Source organism: uncultured Microscilla sp., from assembly GCF_947493425.1.
In the GTDB taxonomy this organism is placed as follows: Bacteria; Bacteroidota; Bacteroidia; order Cytophagales; family Microscillaceae; genus Microscilla.
The window spans coordinates 1-17993 of sequence record NZ_CANLRP010000049.1; the positions used below are offsets into that span (position 1 = coordinate 1).

The window sequence follows — 17993 nt, forward strand, 5'->3', positions numbered from 1 at the left end:
TCCTCCGAGAACAAGCTCGGAGCTGCGAGCCGAACTTGATTCGGGAACCTAATTAATGATTTTTAAACAAGCTCTTAAGCTTTGTGCATAAAAAAAACAAACGCGTGAGCCATCTACGACAGGCTAAAGGCTTTATTAAGAAAACCGCATTGAACTATCGTATATTGACTATTAAACTATTAAATAAATATGGCATTAACTCCTACCAAACAAATACCCTTGGGCTTTGTTGCGCCCAATTTTACTTTGCCCGATACTGTATCAGGCAAAACAATGAGCCTTGAGCAGCTCAAGGCTGACAAGGCAACTGTAGTGATGTTTATTTGCAACCATTGCCCTTATGTAAAACACGTAAACGAGGCTTTGGTAGCACTGGCAAACGACTATATGCCCAAGGGTGTATCTTTTGTGGCCATTAGCTCAAACGATGCTGAAGCGTACCCAGCCGATGGTCCGGAGCAAATGAAAACAGAAGCCGCTCGTTTAGGTTATCCTTTTCCTTATTTGTATGACGAAACTCAGGAGGTGGCAAAAGCTTATACGGCAGAGTGTACACCTGATTTTAATATTTTTGACGGCAACCTGCGTTGTGTATACCGAGGGCAGTTGGATGGTTCGCGTCCTGGAAGCAATGTACCTGTTACAGGCAAAGACATGCGCCAGGCCTTAGACGCTATTTTGGCGGGCAAACCAGTAAGCACCAGCCAAACCCCTAGTGTAGGCTGTAATATTAAGTGGAAGGGGTAAGCTTAACAAGGAAGTATCATTAGTGATATAAGGCAGGTGTGCCTAAAAAAGGCTATTTTTGGAAACACTTGTTAAACTTGCTTTCAGTATGGAGAAATTTATAAACCCTTTTACCGATTTTGGCTTTAAAAAGCTATTTGGTGAAGAACGCAATAAAGATTTGTTGATTGACTTTATCAATGAGTTGCTGCATGAAAGTATACATGTGCTGACTTATTTGACCAATGAAAGGTTGGCGCAGGACTCGGTAGCTGCTGCAAATACCTTGGTTGTATATTGTGAAAATGAACAAGACGAAAAGTTTATTGTGCAGCTTCAAAAAGTTCAGCAAGGCTCAAGAATAGACCGTAGCATTTATTATACTACTTTTCCTGTTCAAGAGCAGGCAGAACCAGGGAAAAAATGGAACTTTGAATTAAAGGGGGTATATACCATTGCTCTGCTGGGCTTTGTCTTCGCCGAAAATGTCTCTACTTTTCACCACAAGGTGCAATTGGTAGATTTGGAAACCAACGAGGTGTTTAATAATAAGCTACAGCTTACTTACCTCGAAATACCCAAATTTAGTAAACAAGAGCATGAGCTTGAGACGCATTATGATAAATGGATGTATATTTTTCAGAACTTGGGTAAGTTGCAAGAGCGTCCAGCGGCTTTACAAGAGAAAGTTTTTCAAAAACTACTGGATGCTGCCGAGATAGCTCACTTTGATAAGGAACAGCAAATTGCTTATCAGGATAGTTTGAAAAATTACCGTGGTTGGGACAACGTGATTAATACTTCTCTTCAAAAGGGTATAGAACAAGGCAGGAAAGAGGGTATAGAACAGGGTTTGCACCAAACTGCTTTAAGAATGAAAGAAAAAGGTTTTTCGCCACAAGACATAAGCGATGCCACTGGGTTAACTTTAGATCAGATTGAACATATATAAACAAGTTGTATGGAAGTTGAGGAAATAGTCAAAGAAATTACTACCAAACTTGAAGGGGTAAAAGCACCAGATAATTTGCCACCCTTTAACCTGGAAACTCAGGCAAATAGTGTACAGAAAAGTGTGTATTGGGTAGTGCATAACCATTATGACTTGGGACAGCCACTAGAGCCTTTGGTAACTTATGCTGCCAGAGCCAAACAACCGTTAGACAAGTTTTTGGAAGTGTTTCATCCCGATATTTTAGCGGCCTACAAACATGCTCAAACCCACGCTAAGTAGCCATACATAAACGACAAAGAGGCGGAGATATAATGCTAAGGAATGGTGTAAAAATAAAGTTCTATAGTAAGTAGCAGCAAGCAATCAGCTATAAGCTACAAGCAAAGATAACTCTCTCATAATATGACAGTTATACTTGCATATTAGGTATATTTAATTTTGTCTTGGTACATAACGCCAAAATATTTTGTTGGCAGGAGAGGCAAAAAAACGCGGCATAGCAGCGCTACGACAAGTTTTTTTAACGAATTCTGTCAGCGAAAGATGACGTTAAAAATGTAAATTTATTTTGGTACCATTCCTAATATAAACAAAGCCTGAAACTACAATGAATTTCAGGCTTTGTTTTAGGTTTGCTCTACACAAATGTTTACAGTTTTTCATCGTAGCGAAATACACGAACTAACTCTCCTTTTTTGAGCTTGATCATTTTTTTGCTATCAAGTTGCTCTATATCGTACTGGTCTTTGTAGTTTTCGTCTTCAGCCCCATCCATTTTTTTAATACCTTCTATCATCAACACATTGCCTATTACTTTGTAAGTGCCTGTGATGACTGGTACTGGAGTAATTTCTTCAAAGGTGCCATCTTCTTTGAAAGTAAACTGGCTCATGTTGGGCTTGTCGCCCCAAACCCCCACCAGAAGTTTTTCTTTATCTGTATTTCTTGTTTCCGTTTTATTTCCATCGGTGGTATCGTCTGCTGTTTTAGTGCTGTTTTCTCCTGTCTTCTTTTCAGGTGTTTTGTTTTCGGTGTTAGCTGCAGTGTCCTGTGTGGTTTGGGTAGTATCACCTTCGCTGTTGTTGGCCTTGTCGCCCCCTCCACAAGCTTGTATACCAAATGCTATCAAAGCGGCAAATAAAAATTTAGAAAATGTTTTCATGTAGGTGTGTTATTTATAAAAAAATTGGATTTAGATTACTTCTCTCAAAAGTTAGTAAAATCTGTTTTAAACTTGTTATTTTGCCCTTAAATATTCACTTTTATTTCAGTTGACAAAGTCAGGACGAGTATCCTGTAAACTATAGATTTTATGGCGAAAATTGTATACAATGTAACAATACTGATTGAAAATGATGTGCGCGAAGAGTGGCTCAACTGGATGCATGATTACCACGTGCCTGATGTAATGGCTACTGGCTGTTTTACTGAGAGCAAGTTAATGAAGGTATTGGTAGACGATCCTCAGGCTATAGCCACCACGTATGCTTGTCATTATGTGGCAAACAGTATGGAAGACTACCAACGCTATGTAGACAATCACGCCGAAAAATTGCGCAAGGAAGCTGTAGACCGCTATGGCAACAAGATGAATGCTTTCCGTACCTTGTTGGAAGTGGTGGAGTAGGTGTCATTGATTGGTTGAAAGTAGTGGGGGCGCTTTAGTCCATAGTCGATGGTCGATAGTGGCTGACGCACGCATGAAATCTCTACTAAGGAACCGAGCTTCTAAGTCCTTAGATACCGATGCATATCGATGCTTTGTGAAGCTACGCCAGCATTGGACTTTTAACTAATAAATTCATAAGCCACTGAAAGTAAGCATACTATGGATTTGTTAGTTGCTTATGGAACAGGGTGTACCTAGTTCCTTGAACCTTGTCGGCGCTATGGACTGTCGACCAAAAAACTATTGACTAAAAAAAATACACATGAAAAAACTTTTTTTGTTAGACGCTATGGCTATGATCTATCGGGCGCATTTTGCTTTTAGCAAAAACCCCCGGATCAACTCTAAAGGAATGAACACCGGAGCGGTGCTTGGCTTTACTAACTCATTGGTAGAAGTATTACAAAAAGAAAATCCCACCCACATAGGCATTGCATTTGATACTGCTGAGCCCACCTTTAGACACATAGAATACAAAGAATACAAAGCCAACCGCGAAGAGCAACCCGAAGACATTACCAATGCCATACCTTATATATACAAAATGGTAGAGGCGTTTAAGATTCCGGCGCTAGTGTTGCCGGGCTATGAAGCTGACGACATTATAGGCACCATTGCCAAACGTGCTGCCCGCGAAGGTTTCGACGAGGTATACATGATGACCATTGACAAGGATTATGCGCAGTTGGTAGAAGACAAAATATTTTTGTACAAACCCTCATACATGGGCAATGGCATTGATATCTGGGACGTAAACAAGGTGTTAGAAAAGTTTGACATTGAGCGGGTAGATCAGGTGATTGACTTTTTGGGCATGCAGGGCGATGCTGTAGACAATATTCCGGGTATACCGGGCGTGGGTCCCAAAACTGCCGTGAAGTTTTTGAAGTCTTATGGCTCGGTAGAAGGCTTGCTGGAAAATACGGATAAACTGAAAGGTAAACAAAAAGAAAAGGTGGAAGCCAGCCGAGACCAGGCGTTGCTTTCGAAAAAACTTGCCACCATTAACATAGAAGTGCCCATAGACTTTAGCGAAGAAAACCTGAAGTACGAATCGTTTGACAAAGACAAGGTAAAGGCTTTGTTTGAAGAGCTGGAGTTTAGAACGCTTACCAGGCGCTTGTTTAAAGAAGATGCACCTGCTGGTGCCGCCAAGAAAAAGACCAAGCGTAGCCCCAAAGTAGCTGCCAACCAAATGGGTTTGTTTGGCGATGGCACCCCCGCCGATGATAACCAAACCTTAGCCCCAACTACCAACCTGGCAAATATTGGCAACACAGTACACCATTATTATGCTATAGATACCCCTGAAAAACGTGCCGAGCTGATTGCCCACCTGAAGCAACAAGATGAGTTTTGTTTTGATACTGAAACTACGAGTTTGGTAGCTCAAGATGCCGAATTGGTAGGAATCGCCTTTGCTACTTATGCGGGTGAGGCGTACTATGTGCCTACGCCTGCCGACCAAAAAGAAGCCCAGGCAATTGTCGATGAGTTTAAAGAAGTATTTGAGGATGAGCGCATTGGAAAAATTGCCCAAAACCTGAAATACGATTTGGTAGTGCTCAAAAACTATGGGGTAACGCTCAAAGGTAAATTCTTTGATACCATGATTGCCCACTACTTGCTACAGCCCGACATGCGCCACAATATGGATGTACTTGCCAAGAGTTACCTCAACTATGAGCCGGTAGAAATTACAAGCTTGATTGGCAAGAAAGGGAAGAAGCAAGGCAGCATGCGCGATGTGGCTATAGACAAAATAAAAGAGTATGCGGGCGAAGATGCCGACATTACTTTGCAATTGAAAGAAATTTTTGACGCTCAGATAAAGGCCCAGGATTTACGCCACCCTGTCCCCGAAGATGGTAGCGAGAAGGTAACCCTAGAGAAGCTGCTCAACGAAGTAGAAACCCCTTTGATTGAGGTGCTTGCTACAGTAGAAACCAATGGGGTAAAGTTGGACTCGGAGAGCTTGGCAAAATTGTCGAAAGAGCTTGCTAAAGAAGTGGTGGTACTGGAAGAAAAAATTTATAAAATTGCGGGTGAAGAGTTCAACATTGCCTCGCCTAAGCAATTGGGTGAAATCTTGTTTGGAAAATTACAGCTAGACCCCAAAGCCAAAAAAACCAAGTCGGGGCAGTATGCCACAGGCGAAGAGATTTTGGTAAAGCTTGCCGACAAAAATGAGATTGTACAACACATCTTAGATTTTAGAGGCCTACAAAAGCTTAAGAACACTTATGTAGATGCTTTGCCCGAATTGGTAAACGCCAAAACCGGGTTGATTCACACTTCTTATAATCAAGCCGTAGCCGCCACTGGACGTTTGAGCTCTACCAACCCCAACTTGCAAAACATACCTATTCGTACTGCTCAAGGGCGTGAAGTGCGTCGTGCCTTTATTCCGCGCAGCGATGAATTTGTATTGTTGGCGGCAGATTATTCTCAAATTGAGTTGCGCATTATGGCAGAGTTTAGCCAGGATGCTACAATGATTGCGGCTTTCCAAAACGGTGAAGACATTCACGCTACTACCGCCAGCAAAATATACAAAGTGCCGCTCGACCAAGTAGACAGCGACATGCGACGCAAGGCAAAAACCGCCAACTTTGGGATTATTTATGGTATTTCGGCGCATGGGCTTTCTGAGCGCCTGAATATTCCACGCAAAGAAGCCGGCGAAATCATCAAAGCGTATTTTGAAGAATTCCCTGCGGTAAAGCAATATATGGACGATGTGATCAATAAGGCACGTAAGCAAGAGTATGTAGAAACCATACTAGGGCGCCGTCGTTATTTACGTAACATCAACTCGCGCAATGCAGTAGAGCGAGGCAACGCCGAACGCAACGCCATCAACGCCCCCATTCAGGGAAGCGCCGCCGACATGATCAAAATTGCGATGATTCGTTTGCACGAATTTCTCAAAAAAGAGAATCTCAAAAGCAAGATGATTTTACAAGTACACGATGAATTGGTGTTTGATGCGCATAAAGATGAGTTGGACATTTTGAAACCTGCCATCGAAGACTTGATGAAAAATGCTTTGTCTTCTATTAATCGCACCATGGCGGTGCCTATGGAGGTAGAAATAGGTGAGGGGCAGACTTGGCTGGAGGCGCATTAGATGAGTGTTTTAGTCAATAGTTGGGAGTCCGTAGATTTTAACAATAGTCCATAGTATTTAGTCCATAGCCCATAGCTGATTCGAGTAAATGTTTACCTTATTAAGCCCTGTAAACCGAACTTGTGAGCTCAACGAATTTAATCAGTAGTCAACTTTGGCTAAAATCACTGCGGAGTATTGTTTTAAAGAAACCGCTACTTATAATAATGGGTAGCGGTTTTTTGCTAATTATTAGTGAAAAAGATTAAAAACAAGATTCATAGTCTATAATATTTTGCAAAATGGTTCGAGTAGTTCTTTATAGGGGTAAGACCTTGTACTTGCCTGTGTAATCACAAACTTTCCATTATTTACAGGTACAGTGATCAATAGAAACTAATACTTGTTTCTTAAATTTCTGCTAAACAAACACTAGAGTCAGTATTAATAGCATAAAGATGGGATTTACTACCATCTGAGGAAATTGTAAGGGATTTGAATGCAATGTTTGTGTGGATGCTTTGTATTCCAAGTCCAGGTTGATTAAACTCAAATTCTCCAAGGTTATGCTCTGTGCCAATAACATAAATTTTATTCGGACTTCCTGGGTTGAAAGCAATCCAAGCTACGGCCCAGATTAGCAGCTCTTTTTGATCTTCCCAGGCGTTTCCGTTCCATTTTGCGACAATGTGATTATTAGTCACACACCACATGTTATTATTGTCATCAAAAGCAATCATTTTCAAATTCTTCCCATACTCTGCTGGACTATCCCATCCTGTTCCATTCCACTTTCCAATATTGGACTCTGTACCTACACACCACAGGGTGCCTTTTGTGTCAACTGTGAGCATTTTTAATCTCCAATTACCTTTTAATATTTTATCCCCCCAAGGTTGAAAAGCAAGGTTGTTCATGGTGCTAACAGTATTATCTGCTCCAACTCCATACCACCTGTTTTCAGTTTTATTAAAAACAATTGAGTTTAAAATCCAGTCGCTAATTTTTCCGAAAGTTTGAAAGTTAATCATTATTTAATATGATTTAAATTTTACCTACTCTGTTTAAGGTTTTTCGGCACCCACCTGTTGCATCATCAAACATCTCTAGGATTCTCCATTTCTATTTTCTCAAAAAAGACAACTTCTTTCTGAAACGGGACATACTGCCCTTATCTCCGCAAAAACCCTGATTTTATAAATATCCCCATTTACCCCTATGGTATTAGATAGGTGTATCTAAGAACTTTACTGACAGCGATTATTATATTACAAACTATTTAAACACGAGCAATGACAGCAAATCCGTTTATTCTTATTGTGGGCGAAGCTGTGGCAAGCCCCTGCGAGCTATCAAAATTGAGAATGTGCCAACCCAACCTATTGTACTTTGCCCCTGCCGAAGTGTCACCCGATCAAGAAAAATTTATGAAAGTGGCAATAAAAATGGCGTTTACTCCTGCCGAGTGGCGAGCTTGTCAAGAAGCAAAAAATCAATCCCTTCGCAATCCTCAACTCATGGTAATTGTACAACCTTTAGTGGGTGAGCTCACCAACATCTTGTCGTTTCAGCAAACCAGCTACCACTCCGGAACTCAGAAAAAAAGTTTGTTAGAGAAGTTGAACAACATAGAGCGTACCTTGGGCAATTGCCTTCAGGCAAATCAACAATCCCCTCTCTTGGTGCAGGCAATTGTGGGCAAACAAGTGGGGCAAAAAGACCAATCTTGGGTGCAAAAACTGGAACAAGTAGTAGTAGAACATCTTCTCCAAGCCCCCCTCAAAGTAGAAGAGCTTGCCAATATGGCTTGCCTGAGCAAACGCCAATTCACTCGCCGTATCAAAGAAGCCCTAGGAGTATCGCCTGCCCAGTTTATCCGTGAAATACAGCTACAACTTGCTTGGCAGACGCTTGAAAGTGGGGGTGCCGAGTCAGTCATCCAAGCTGCCTTGGGTACAGGTTTCGAACACGCCAGCACCTTTTCTACCTTGTTCAAGCAACGTTTTGGGTGCTCGCCTCGGCAGTACTTACGTCAGTAAAAACCTTGCTCCTTTAGATAACTTTATTCAAGTTTAACTATTGAAAGTTAGTGTTTTAACGAGTGACCATATTTGCTTTTTGGAGGTTTTTTAGCTTCGTAGAGTTAGGAGGCAAGCCTCCTGTGGTTAAATTTTCGCGTTTAGCGTGATTTTCGATGAATTTTGTTTTCAGATGTGTTAAACCGAGCTTTAGCGAGTTTCTAAATCCTTCTAATCAAGTTCGGTTTACAACTCCGAACTTGTCTTTGGGGTTCAGCCTTTTATTAAATTACCAAGAAAATGGGGCTTGGGTAGACTTGGAGAACTTTTCAAAGACTGACAATTTTGGCTTGGGCTTACAAAATATGATTGACAAAGCTGAGGCTCTCAAGGGGCAAGTTATATTTCTGTCGAGCAAATGTGAAGGTTTTCAAACAACACTAAACATCAATATAAAAGCTCACTTATTATACCGATAAATCGTAATAATTTGTATTTTAAGGCTTGAGTTGAATCAATCCTTAAAAGTACTATCTGAATGAACACTATCAATATAGCTATTGTTGACTATCAGCAGCTCTTTAGAGAAGGGCTTACTTTTATTATTCATCAACATGCCGATTTAAAAATTGCATTAGAGGCTAAACATGGGAAAGACTTGCTCAACCAACTAGAACAAGCCGATAAATTGCCCGAGGTGATACTGATGGACATTAAAATGCCCCAAATGGACGGTATGGAATGCGCCAAAATACTCAAACAACGCTATCCAAAAATCAAAATTATTATCTTAACTGTATATGACCAAGAAGACTGTGTGCTGTATTTGCTCGACTTGGGAATCAATGGCTATTTGCGCAAGCTTACCTCAGGGCAGGACGTGTGCAAGGCTATCCGCACGGTGTACGAAAAGGGTTACTATTTCGATGATTTTGTTACCCAAATTATGTTGAGTGGGCTCAAGCGAAAGCGGCAAATTAGCTCTAAACCTAAGGTAGGGGGTGACGTACACCTAACCCCTCGCGAGCGTGAAGTATTAGCCTTGATTTTGAAAGAATATACTACCCAAGAAATTGCCAGCCAGTTGTTTGTGAGCATTCGCACTGTAGAAACGCATCGAAAAAATTTATTGACTAAGTTTGGGGTAAAAAACGTAGTGGGTTTGGTAGTCAAAGCTTTGCAAATGGGAGAGTTTTCGGTAGCCTCATGAAGATAAGGTAAAGGTAGGGTTGAATTGATGGTTTTTTGTTTGAATGAAACCCACAGTCATACCCCTTACGTAAACAAAAACATTGATCAAACTTTTAGAAATTATGAAACATACCATTCAGCGTTTTGTCTTGTTGTTATCAACAAGCTTGTTTTTTGCCCAGTGTAACCACCAACAGGCGCATACTACTACTTCTTCTAAAAACACGGTTTTTATTTGGGATTTTAGCAAGCCTAAAAAATACATTTACCGCTACACCACCACTCAAAAACACTCCTCTTTTCTGTCGGACGATAATGCAGACAAAGCAGCAGCTCAAACTATGGAGGCCACCTTGGTGGTAAAAGTAAAAAGCAATCAGATGGCAGATTTGATAGTGGCCAATATTCGGGAAAAAAAATCTATTTTGAATCAGAAAGCCTTTGGTAAAGGTTTCTCTGGGGCTGAGGCACAGGTCATTTATCAAGATTACCCAGCAGATGGGCAAATTCAAACACTGAAAGGAAACCTCTCCTTAGGTACCCTGTTTCCTTTGCCTCCTTATGACTTTGCCAAAGGTGGAAGCGCCAAAAGTGTAGTAAAACTGCCTTTTCATCTATATGGTTCTACTTTGTTTGCCAATGGTTATCATAAGTTGTATTATAAAGAAAGAACCAAAAAAAAGCAGCGAAACTGCGCTGTCTTAACTGGCGAGTGGAATGTGTCAGATTTGAAAGTACCAGAAGAGTTGAAGGCAGACGCAAAACTTGAGTATAAGGGCAAGGGCACTTATTTTTTCGACTATGAAAACCACTGTTTTGTATATTCTGAGGTAAATTTGCGCACAGAAATGTCAGCAGAGATGAAAGGCGGTGGTATCGGCAGCCTCGATAATGTAGCCCTGGACTCCCAGGTAAAAATAGTGTTGGAACTTATAAAAGTAGAAGAATACTAACCGTGGTAGTAGAGTTTTGATAAGAGGCAAGTCCTTAGATGACAATGCCTGTTGGTGTGAAAAGCCGCAACTAGAAAACCTGCCTAATAAATTGCATTTCAGCTTTGGCAAGCCTTAATTTGACCATGCAAAACCTGGAACTTTCGGAAGTGGCACAACTAGCCGTACATTATGTAAATGCAACTCATCGGCACATATTTTTGACCGGCAAAGCAGGGTCGGGTAAAACTACCTTGCTCAAGTACATTATTCAAAACACTTACAAAACCACCGCAGTAGCAGCACCTACTGGCATTGCAGCCATCAACGCCGGAGGCGTAAGCTTGCACTCTCTTTTGCAATTGCCCATTGGTAGTTTTGTGCCTGAAGATAACCCCCAGATGCCCACTCACACCAGTAGCAATCGCCGCTTTTATACACCCAAGATTGTATTGGCAGAGCAACGAATTGGCAAAGAAAAACGCAAACTGCTCCGAAAGTTAGAGCTACTCATTATTGATGAGGTGAGTATGTTAAGAGCCGATTTGCTTGATTGTGCCGACCTTATTTTGCGCAAGGTTCGCCGGGACTCAAGCCCTTTTGGAGGCCTGCAAGTATTGTTTATTGGCGACCTGAACCAACTGCCCCCCATTGTGCGCCCCGACGAATGGCAGGTGCTTAGAAATTACTACTCCAGTATCTTTTTTTTTGGTGCCAGAGCATTGGTGCACCACCCACCCGTGTATATCGAGTTAGACAAAATCTACCGTCAGTCTGACCAACGTTTTATCCAATTACTCAACCGTTTAAGAGACAATCAATTATACCCCGAAGATATACAGTTGCTCAACCAATACCACGACCCCGATCTGACAACAGACACTAAAGAAGGTTACATCAATATTACTACCCACAACCACCAGGCAGATACGATTAATCAACAGGAATTGAGTAAAATTTTATCTGAAGTGTACAAGTATCCGGCAGAGGTAGAGGGCGATTTTCCTGAACGTATGTACCCTTGTGCCGAAAAACTGGAACTTAAGAAGGGCACACAGGTCATGTTTATCAAAAATGATTCGGGCGAAAGCCCCCGCTACTATAATGGTAAGATTGGCAAAGTGGTAGTATTGGAAGAGGATGCCATTGGTATAAGGGTAGACGACGAAACGGAAGGCAAGCAATCTAAGGTGATTTATGTGGCACCTTTTGCGTGGGAAAACAAACGTTACATAGTAGATAAAGAAACTGGTGAAACCGAAGAAGAAATTATCGGAACCTTTACTCAATATCCGCTCAAACTTGCCTGGGCTATTACTGTACACAAAAGCCAGGGATTAACCTTCGAAAAAGCCATCTTAGACCTTTCCAAAACTTTTGCTCCCGGGCAAATGTATGTGGCACTTTCCCGCCTTACAGGTTTGCAGGGAATGGTATTGGCTGCCCCGATTCCGTCACGGCGAATTGCCCAAGACCCCAACCTGATAAGTTTTAACCAGCAAAAAGCTTCAGCGACTGTGCTCAGCGAAAATCTGGAAAAAGAAAGGCAAAGTTTTGTGATGAGGTTTGCTTACAAGGCCTTTGACTTGAATGGGTGGGAAAGCCTGCTCAAAGAACACTTACAGTCTTTTGACAAAGATGCGAAACTGTCGACAAAACAAGCTTTTAAAGGTTGGACAGAAGGTATATTAGCCGAGTTTGTACCCCTGCGAGAGGTAGCCGATAAGTTTGTCAACCAAATTGCCCGGATGCTTTCCTTTGCTCCATCTCGTCAAACCATTGAATATTTACAAGAACGGGTGGGCAAGGCTACGGCTTATTTTTTGCCCCAACTATTGGCTTTATTCGATAAGTTTGACGCCCACAAAAAAGAAGTAGGACAAAAGAAAAAAGTGAAAAAATACCGCAAAGAATTGACAGAACTCCAGCAAGGTCTGATAGACCTCAACAAACAAATAGTGAAAGCCGAGCTATTGGTAAATAGTGTAGCCAATGACGAAATATTGAGCAAAGAAAGCCTGGAAAATTCATCGAGCTACCAAGCCCAAAAACAGCATTTTTCGGTAGCCCAAAAAACACCTCAAACTTCTACTCACGACCTTACTTTTGAGCTATACCAGGCGGGCAAAAGCCCTGAAGAAATAGCCATAGAAAGGGGGCTAACTCCTGCCACTATCGAGGGACATTTGTCGCGTTTTGTAGAAAAGGGCGAGCTTTCGGTGACTGATTTTTTACCCCAGCCAGACCTGGACATTATTTTGGCAAAGTCGAAGCTTTTGCAAACTACCAGCCTCCAAACCCTCAAAGAAGCCCTACAGCATGTATATGACTACCCTCAGTTAAAAATGGCGCTGGCACATCAACGGTTTTTGGAGGGCAAACAAAGTAAAACTTAGATTTATGTGTGATTTTTCCGAAAAATCACTAAAAAAGGAGCACCTGTCAATGTGCTCCTTTGGTGAATGATTAATCTACTTTTAAAACCCTTTTTAAATCTGAACTATAGCTTATTTCTTTAGCAATGTCCTGTTCTGCACTTGCATAAATATCTCTACTAATTTCTTTGAGTAATGTGCCTTCATCCTGGTTCAGGTTGAATGTTTGTCCGTGTTCAATACTAGCAATAAGCCATTTAACAAAAGCAATCTTACGGTCGTGTTTGCGGGTGTTGAGTGGGCCTCGTTTGGTGCTGAGCCCTGTTTTGTTTTGGTGGTTTGTAATGGCTTTTTGCTTGTTTGCCTTCAAAGTCCGTAACACTGGCTTTAGCCTTTTAACGGCTTTTTTGGGATCATCGCTGAAGTCTGAAGTTTTTCCTTCGTCAAAATCCCGGATAAAGCGGTATAAGCCGTGTCCACCTTGGTCTTTCTTGCTTACCATGCTTTGTAGGTGTAGCTGTAGCTCGCCTATATGCCCCGTAGTCAACCTCACGTTTATTTTCATATCTTGGTAGCCCGTCGCGGTAGGGTGCCCAATAGAGTTTTTGGTACCATATATTGTAAAACAATCGTAAATGTAATTTCGTCCCTGCACCAGGTCGGTTACAGAATTAAATATCAAGGTACCCCTTACCAAGTCTTTGATCAAGGTAGCATCGTGGTATTTATTTTGTTGTTTGTCATAGGCTCTGTCCCAACCCTTGATGTCAGACTTATGTGCCGTTACCTGCCTTTTACCCTTGTCCAACATGCCCTGAACCTTGGCTAACTGTGCGTCAAACTCTTTTTGAGATAAATTTGCTTGAATAAGCAGTTCTAGCAGTGCTGCTTCACTATCTACAGGGTTTTGCAAATCGATCCCTTGGTGGAGCCTGCCTTTATCGTCTTTTTGGGGGGTGATGCCTCCACTATTCATTCGGTCTATATACTGTGCTTTTTCTTGGGGTTTTGGGTGCAGTTTATCTACCTTATCTGCGTACATTTGTTGTTCTAAGCGGTCGTTCATAGTACCCGCAGTCATTTTTCTACTTCTGGGGTCTTTTACAAAACTAGGCGCCATATATTTATGCATTGCCATTGCTAACCCTGGTTCATCTAGCTTATTAGGGTCAATATTTTCCCTATTTACTAAGTACTTAATGATTTGAGCGTGCAGCTCATGTTTACCCATCTCTAAACCCTTAAACTCTTGCTTGAGCAAATCTAGGGTGTGGGTTACTTTAGCGTCTATATGTTTACTCTCCATCGAAAATTTGATGCTGCTCTGACTCCCAGAGTCATTGAGTGAGCGAAACGAGGTATGTGGCGCATGTTTAGAGCTATGTGGCGTGTGTTTAGACTTATGTGGCTTGTGTTTAGCGCTATGTGTTGCCTGTTTAGAGTTATGGAGTGGCTGGCTTGATTGATCCCCCGATTTTGGGGTGCTTTTCTTTTTCTTTTTTTTCGATCGGCTTTGCTGATTGTTACTCTGATTATTCTGAGCATTTTGACTATCCTTATCCTTTTTACTTTTACTTTTACTTGGTCCAAATAATGGCATAATTCCTTCCTTTAATATTTTTATTTATAACTTACAACAGGAAAGAGAAGGCATGAGGTGTTTTGTAATATAATTAATAGAGATATTTTTATGATTATAAATAGCTTTTGTAAAAAAAAACAATAAAAAACCCCTGCATTACTTGTAATACAGGGGTTTTTTACAGATTATTTTGCTTATAGTTTTATTGCACTATAAAAGATTTTTCTTCCGAAAACTTAGAGCTTTTAAAAGCTCCGTTAATCGTTTGTACACTCCAATAATATTTGCCTGGAGGCAAATTCTTAATCACCCAATGATCATGGTGTTGGGCATTGCCACTGTTGGCCACCAACCTAAAACCACTCTGGGCATTTGCCATAGGCGATAGTCGGTCATTTTTGCCTGGAGCAGTACCAATTCTTATATTATAAGTAAGCCCTTTAGTACCCTGCACCTTTTTCCATTTTAATTTTACAGCCTTGTGATTTACTTCAGCATCTAGGTCTGAGGGAGGTACAATGGCGATATTTTTCCCCTTGTCCAAGGTATTTTGGTATATTTTGGTGTGTTGGTTAAAATGTTGATCTTCACCTGTCATCAAAATATCCAGGTCACCATCATTGTCATAATCGCCCCAAGCCACCGAGCCTGCCGACAAGCCCATCAGTTGAGCGTTGGCATCTTGAAAGTTACCCCCATTGTTTTGATAAACCTTAGACAACCTTTTGCCCTGATTGTCCATACCATTAATCAAAATATCGAGGTCACCATCGTTGTCATAATCACCCCAGGCAAGCGAACTACGCGACACCTGTATCAGTGGAGTTTGGGTTACAACAAACTTGCCTTGGTGGTTTGTATACAGTAGTGTGGTTCGCTTACGGTTGCTGGCAAGCCCACTCATCAACAGATCTAAATCCCCGTCATTGTCATAGTCGCCCCACACTGCTGTGCCACGCGACAAACCCATTAGGTTTGCCTGAATATCAGTAAATTGACCATTGTCGTTACGGTAAATTACGCACTTTGCCAGCTTTTTGGTAGGGTGGTACCTGCCCGATACCAAAATGTCCAAGTCACCATCGTTGTCATAGTCACCCCAGGCAGCCGTTCCGCGCGATACCCCCAACAAGTTAGCCTTGATATTTACCAGCTTGCCATTGTCATTCCTGAATATTTGGGTTTTTCTGCCCCCACTTTTGGTATTGCCTGCCATCAACAAATCCAGGTCGCCGTCGTTGTCATAATCGCCCCAAACTACGGTACTGGCGTATACTCCCCCCAGTTTTTGAGGCATTTCTTTAAAGTAATTGCTACCTTCATTGCTAAATACCTTGGCAATTCGGTTAAACCCATCTTGCCCGGTAAGCATCAAATCCAAGTCATTGTCGTTGTCCAGGTCAGTCCAGGCAAGGTTGTTCGACGCTACACTGTTTACCCCTGGCAAACTCGCCTCAATGTCTTCAAACTGCCCTTGGTTATTATTATAAATGCGGGTAACCCGTTTTTTACCGTCCCACCCCATTACAAATATATCCAGGTCACCGTCATTGTCCTGATCTCCCCAGGCAACCGAACTATACTTAAGGTTGACAATGTTGGTTTTAATTTCTTTAAATTGAGCCTGGGCTTGTTGTATACCCACCAGTAGCCCAAAGGTGCAAGCAAAATATTTTAGATATTTCATTAAGTTTCGTCTTTGTAAGTGATTGACCAAAAGCATTGTAGAATATTTTTGATCAATCACTGGTGTATTGATATGATTTTTAAAATTACTTACTGTCCGATTGATCCGGAAATCTCATCTTAAATGCTACCCTGCGGTTTTTCTTACGGTTTGGCTCGTTTACGTTGGGCACCAGCGGACGATTGTCGGCATATCCGGCAGTTTTAATTCGCTTGGGGTCAATCCCATCGTATTCCATCAAATATTTACGCACTGCCTCGGCACGTTTTTTAGACAACCTCAGGTTACCCGCTTTGGTACCAATGTTACAAGTGTGTCCCGATACCTCAATCTCTGCCTCTGGAAACTCCATCATTTTTTGGGCTACACTATCAAGCAAAGCCTTCGACTTTTCGTCCAGCTCGTCGCTGCCCAGCTTAAAGCGAAAAGCACCATCTTCAAGCCCTGGCTTGGTTTTCGGTTTTTCTTTGGGTGGGGGAGGGGTAGGCACCATGGCCATAGGAATAGCCCCTGGAGGTTCAGGGTTAAACTTCATACCAGAGTCGGGGTCGATGGGGGGGATTTCGTAGTGAGGTTTTTTAAGAGGCTTGCGCTTAAACTTAAACCCTACGGTGATTTCAAACACGCTGTGTCCTTGCCAGATGGTAGACGATTGAGCGGTTGGCCAATCAAAGTTAAAGGCCACAAAATAAGAAGGTTTGTGAAACTCCAGCGATGCTATAATCGCCTTGTTGAGGTTGTACCAGGCACCCACGCCCACTTTGGCATCTTTGAAATAAGGGGCGATTTGACCCAGGATAAAAGGGCTGGCAAAAACCCAGGCACCCGCGTTGATCTGGTTGTTTCCCGTCCGGTTGATCCATCTGAAGTTAGGAAACACCGAAAAGTTGCGGTTTTCCCATACCCTCATTCCCCCCGTCATGGTAAACTTTCGTCGGATGACATCTTTTACCTCGTTGAAAAACGACTGGTTAGGTTCGTTGATGTTGTACAACGACATGCCCAAAAAAGCTTTGGTGTTGCCCAAGGTATCTTCGGCTTGCCACATCATACCTGCACTGGCCGAAAAATAGCTTTGTGAGGTGTTGGCGGCACTTTCACCCAGTCCGGCGTTGGGGTTTACGGTTCCCCCCTGAAACTGCGCATCGGTGGTGAGGTTGTCAAAGCGAATAGAGCGCTGAAAATAACCCCCTTGTGCCCCAAAACTAATGTGATGCTTGCCCCAGTTTTTGGTATAATATTGATCAGTTTTTTTGCCCAAAAAGTGTGAACCAATCTCGTGGTTATAGGCAAAAGCCCCGGTAAATCCATTGGTGTGAAGGAAAGTACCGTTTTGGTCATTGACAAAGCCCAAGGCTACCCCTCCCCACCTTTTTTGGGTGTTTTTGTTGATGAGAGGATATACCCCGGTAGCCATAAAAAACCGGTAGTTTTCATCGGCCACATTGGGCTGATTTCGGTAGTTCAAAAAAATCTGACGATCGTTGCTTGCCGCAGCCCTTGCCGGGTTGGTAAGCAAAGGTGTATAATGGTATTGGGTCATGTTAAAATCTTGCGCCTGCCCCAGGGTATGCAACCCCAGCAACAAACCACAGATTACCCAAAAATTTTGTGTAAAATTTTTCATCTGTATTACTTCATTCAAGTTGTGAGCTATAGGCCTCAAGCCACAAGCAAGTACAAACTGTTTTACTTATGCAATTAATATTTAGTAAGGGCAACAAGCTTGATAGCATGTCGCCCTGTTTG

The 17993-nt window shown here is 42.0% G+C and carries 14 protein-coding genes; 9 read left to right on the forward strand and 5 right to left on the reverse strand.

The window, feature by feature from the left end:
- Positions 1-189: 189 nt before the first annotated feature.
- The 3 genes from Q0954_RS14365 to Q0954_RS14375 all read left to right on the forward strand — a co-directional run bounded on the left by Q0954_RS14365 (position 190) and on the right by Q0954_RS14375 (position 1960).
- Positions 190-747 (forward strand): thioredoxin family protein, encoded by a 558-nt coding sequence (locus Q0954_RS14365; protein ID WP_299457985.1) that lies wholly within the window; start codon positions 190-192, stop codon positions 745-747.
- A gap of 88 nt (positions 748-835) precedes the next feature.
- Positions 836-1678 carry an Rpn family recombination-promoting nuclease/putative transposase gene (locus Q0954_RS14370; RefSeq protein WP_299457987.1) on the forward strand — a complete coding sequence of 281 codons (843 nt, stop codon included), beginning with the start codon at positions 836-838 and terminating at the stop codon, positions 1676-1678.
- A gap of 9 nt (positions 1679-1687) precedes the next feature.
- Positions 1688-1960, forward strand: coding sequence for a hypothetical protein (locus Q0954_RS14375; protein ID WP_299457989.1), 273 nt, complete (start codon positions 1688-1690; stop codon positions 1958-1960).
- A 370-nt stretch (positions 1961-2330) separates the two neighbouring features.
- Here the strand turns inward: Q0954_RS14375 and Q0954_RS14380 are convergent, their stop codons facing one another.
- Complete coding sequence (locus tag Q0954_RS14380) at positions 2331-2843, reverse strand: hypothetical protein (protein ID WP_299457991.1); 513 nt, start codon at positions 2841-2843, stop codon at positions 2331-2333.
- 150 nt (positions 2844-2993) lie between these two features.
- On the opposite strand from Q0954_RS14380, the gene Q0954_RS14385 reads away from it, so the two are divergent.
- Together Q0954_RS14385 and polA are read left to right on the forward strand one after the other, a co-directional pair.
- Positions 2994-3308, forward strand: a complete 315-nt coding sequence (locus Q0954_RS14385) for a DUF4286 family protein (RefSeq protein WP_299457993.1) — start codon at positions 2994-2996, stop codon at positions 3306-3308.
- Positions 3309-3612: 304 nt separating this feature from the next.
- Entirely contained in the window at positions 3613-6480 is a 2868-nt protein-coding gene (polA, locus tag Q0954_RS14390; protein WP_299457995.1) for a DNA polymerase I, read from the forward strand.
- A gap of 389 nt (positions 6481-6869) precedes the next feature.
- On the opposite strand, the gene Q0954_RS14395 is transcribed toward polA, so the two are convergent.
- Positions 6870-7490, reverse strand: a complete 621-nt coding sequence (locus Q0954_RS14395; protein WP_299457997.1) for a hypothetical protein — start codon at positions 7488-7490, stop codon at positions 6870-6872.
- Positions 7491-7751: 261 nt separating this feature from the next.
- Between Q0954_RS14395 and Q0954_RS14400 the strand changes: the two genes are divergently transcribed.
- The 4 genes from Q0954_RS14400 to Q0954_RS14415 all read left to right on the forward strand — a co-directional run bounded on the left by Q0954_RS14400 (position 7752) and on the right by Q0954_RS14415 (position 12996).
- Entirely contained in the window at positions 7752-8498 is a 747-nt protein-coding gene (locus Q0954_RS14400; RefSeq protein WP_299457999.1) for a helix-turn-helix domain-containing protein, read from the forward strand.
- A gap of 517 nt (positions 8499-9015) precedes the next feature.
- Entirely contained in the window at positions 9016-9687 is a 672-nt protein-coding gene (locus Q0954_RS14405; protein ID WP_299458002.1) for a response regulator transcription factor, read from the forward strand.
- A gap of 103 nt (positions 9688-9790) precedes the next feature.
- On the forward strand, positions 9791-10621 hold the full coding sequence (locus Q0954_RS14410; RefSeq protein ID WP_299458004.1) for a hypothetical protein: 831 nt from the start codon (positions 9791-9793) through the stop codon (positions 10619-10621).
- Between the two features lie 125 nt (positions 10622-10746).
- The gene (locus Q0954_RS14415; protein WP_299458005.1) at positions 10747-12996 is read left to right on the forward strand and encodes a helix-turn-helix domain-containing protein; all 2250 of its coding nucleotides are present in this window, start codon (positions 10747-10749) and stop codon (positions 12994-12996) included.
- Positions 12997-13066: 70 nt separating this feature from the next.
- On the opposite strand, the gene Q0954_RS14420 is transcribed toward Q0954_RS14415, so the two are convergent.
- The 3 genes from Q0954_RS14420 to Q0954_RS14430 form a co-directional block, all read right to left on the reverse strand.
- On the reverse strand, positions 13067-14575 hold the full coding sequence (locus tag Q0954_RS14420; RefSeq protein ID WP_299458007.1) for a RelA/SpoT domain-containing protein: 1509 nt from the start codon (positions 14573-14575) through the stop codon (positions 13067-13069).
- A gap of 184 nt (positions 14576-14759) precedes the next feature.
- On the reverse strand, positions 14760-16244 hold the full coding sequence (locus Q0954_RS14425; protein WP_299458009.1) for a VCBS repeat-containing protein: 1485 nt from the start codon (positions 16242-16244) through the stop codon (positions 14760-14762).
- Positions 16245-16329: 85 nt separating this feature from the next.
- The gene (locus Q0954_RS14430; RefSeq protein WP_299458012.1) at positions 16330-17871 is read right to left on the reverse strand and encodes a PorP/SprF family type IX secretion system membrane protein; all 1542 of its coding nucleotides are present in this window, start codon (positions 17869-17871) and stop codon (positions 16330-16332) included.
- Between the last annotated feature and the right edge of the window lie 122 nt (positions 17872-17993).

Coding starts and splice junctions, on each gene's coding strand:
- Q0954_RS14430 (WP_299458012.1), bottom strand. CDS start 17,871: ATGAAAAATTTTACACAAAATTTTTGGGTAATCTGTGGTTTGTTGCTG.
- Q0954_RS14410 (WP_299458004.1), top strand. CDS start 9,791: ATGAAACATACCATTCAGCGTTTTGTCTTGTTGTTATCAACAAGCTTG.
- Q0954_RS14370 (WP_299457987.1), top strand. CDS start 836: ATGGAGAAATTTATAAACCCTTTTACCGATTTTGGCTTTAAAAAGCTA.
- Q0954_RS14400 (WP_299457999.1), top strand. CDS start 7,752: ATGACAGCAAATCCGTTTATTCTTATTGTGGGCGAAGCTGTGGCAAGC.
- Q0954_RS14415 (WP_299458005.1), top strand. CDS start 10,747: ATGCAAAACCTGGAACTTTCGGAAGTGGCACAACTAGCCGTACATTAT.
- Q0954_RS14395 (WP_299457997.1), bottom strand. CDS start 7,490: ATGATTAACTTTCAAACTTTCGGAAAAATTAGCGACTGGATTTTAAAC.
- Q0954_RS14365 (WP_299457985.1), top strand. CDS start 190: ATGGCATTAACTCCTACCAAACAAATACCCTTGGGCTTTGTTGCGCCC.
- Q0954_RS14385 (WP_299457993.1), top strand. CDS start 2,994: ATGGCGAAAATTGTATACAATGTAACAATACTGATTGAAAATGATGTG.
- Q0954_RS14380 (WP_299457991.1), bottom strand. CDS start 2,843: ATGAAAACATTTTCTAAATTTTTATTTGCCGCTTTGATAGCATTTGGT.
- Q0954_RS14425 (WP_299458009.1), bottom strand. CDS start 16,244: ATGAAATATCTAAAATATTTTGCTTGCACCTTTGGGCTACTGGTGGGT.
- polA (WP_299457995.1), top strand. CDS start 3,613: ATGAAAAAACTTTTTTTGTTAGACGCTATGGCTATGATCTATCGGGCG.
- Q0954_RS14375 (WP_299457989.1), top strand. CDS start 1,688: ATGGAAGTTGAGGAAATAGTCAAAGAAATTACTACCAAACTTGAAGGG.
- Q0954_RS14420 (WP_299458007.1), bottom strand. CDS start 14,575: ATGCCATTATTTGGACCAAGTAAAAGTAAAAGTAAAAAGGATAAGGAT.
- Q0954_RS14405 (WP_299458002.1), top strand. CDS start 9,016: ATGAACACTATCAATATAGCTATTGTTGACTATCAGCAGCTCTTTAGA.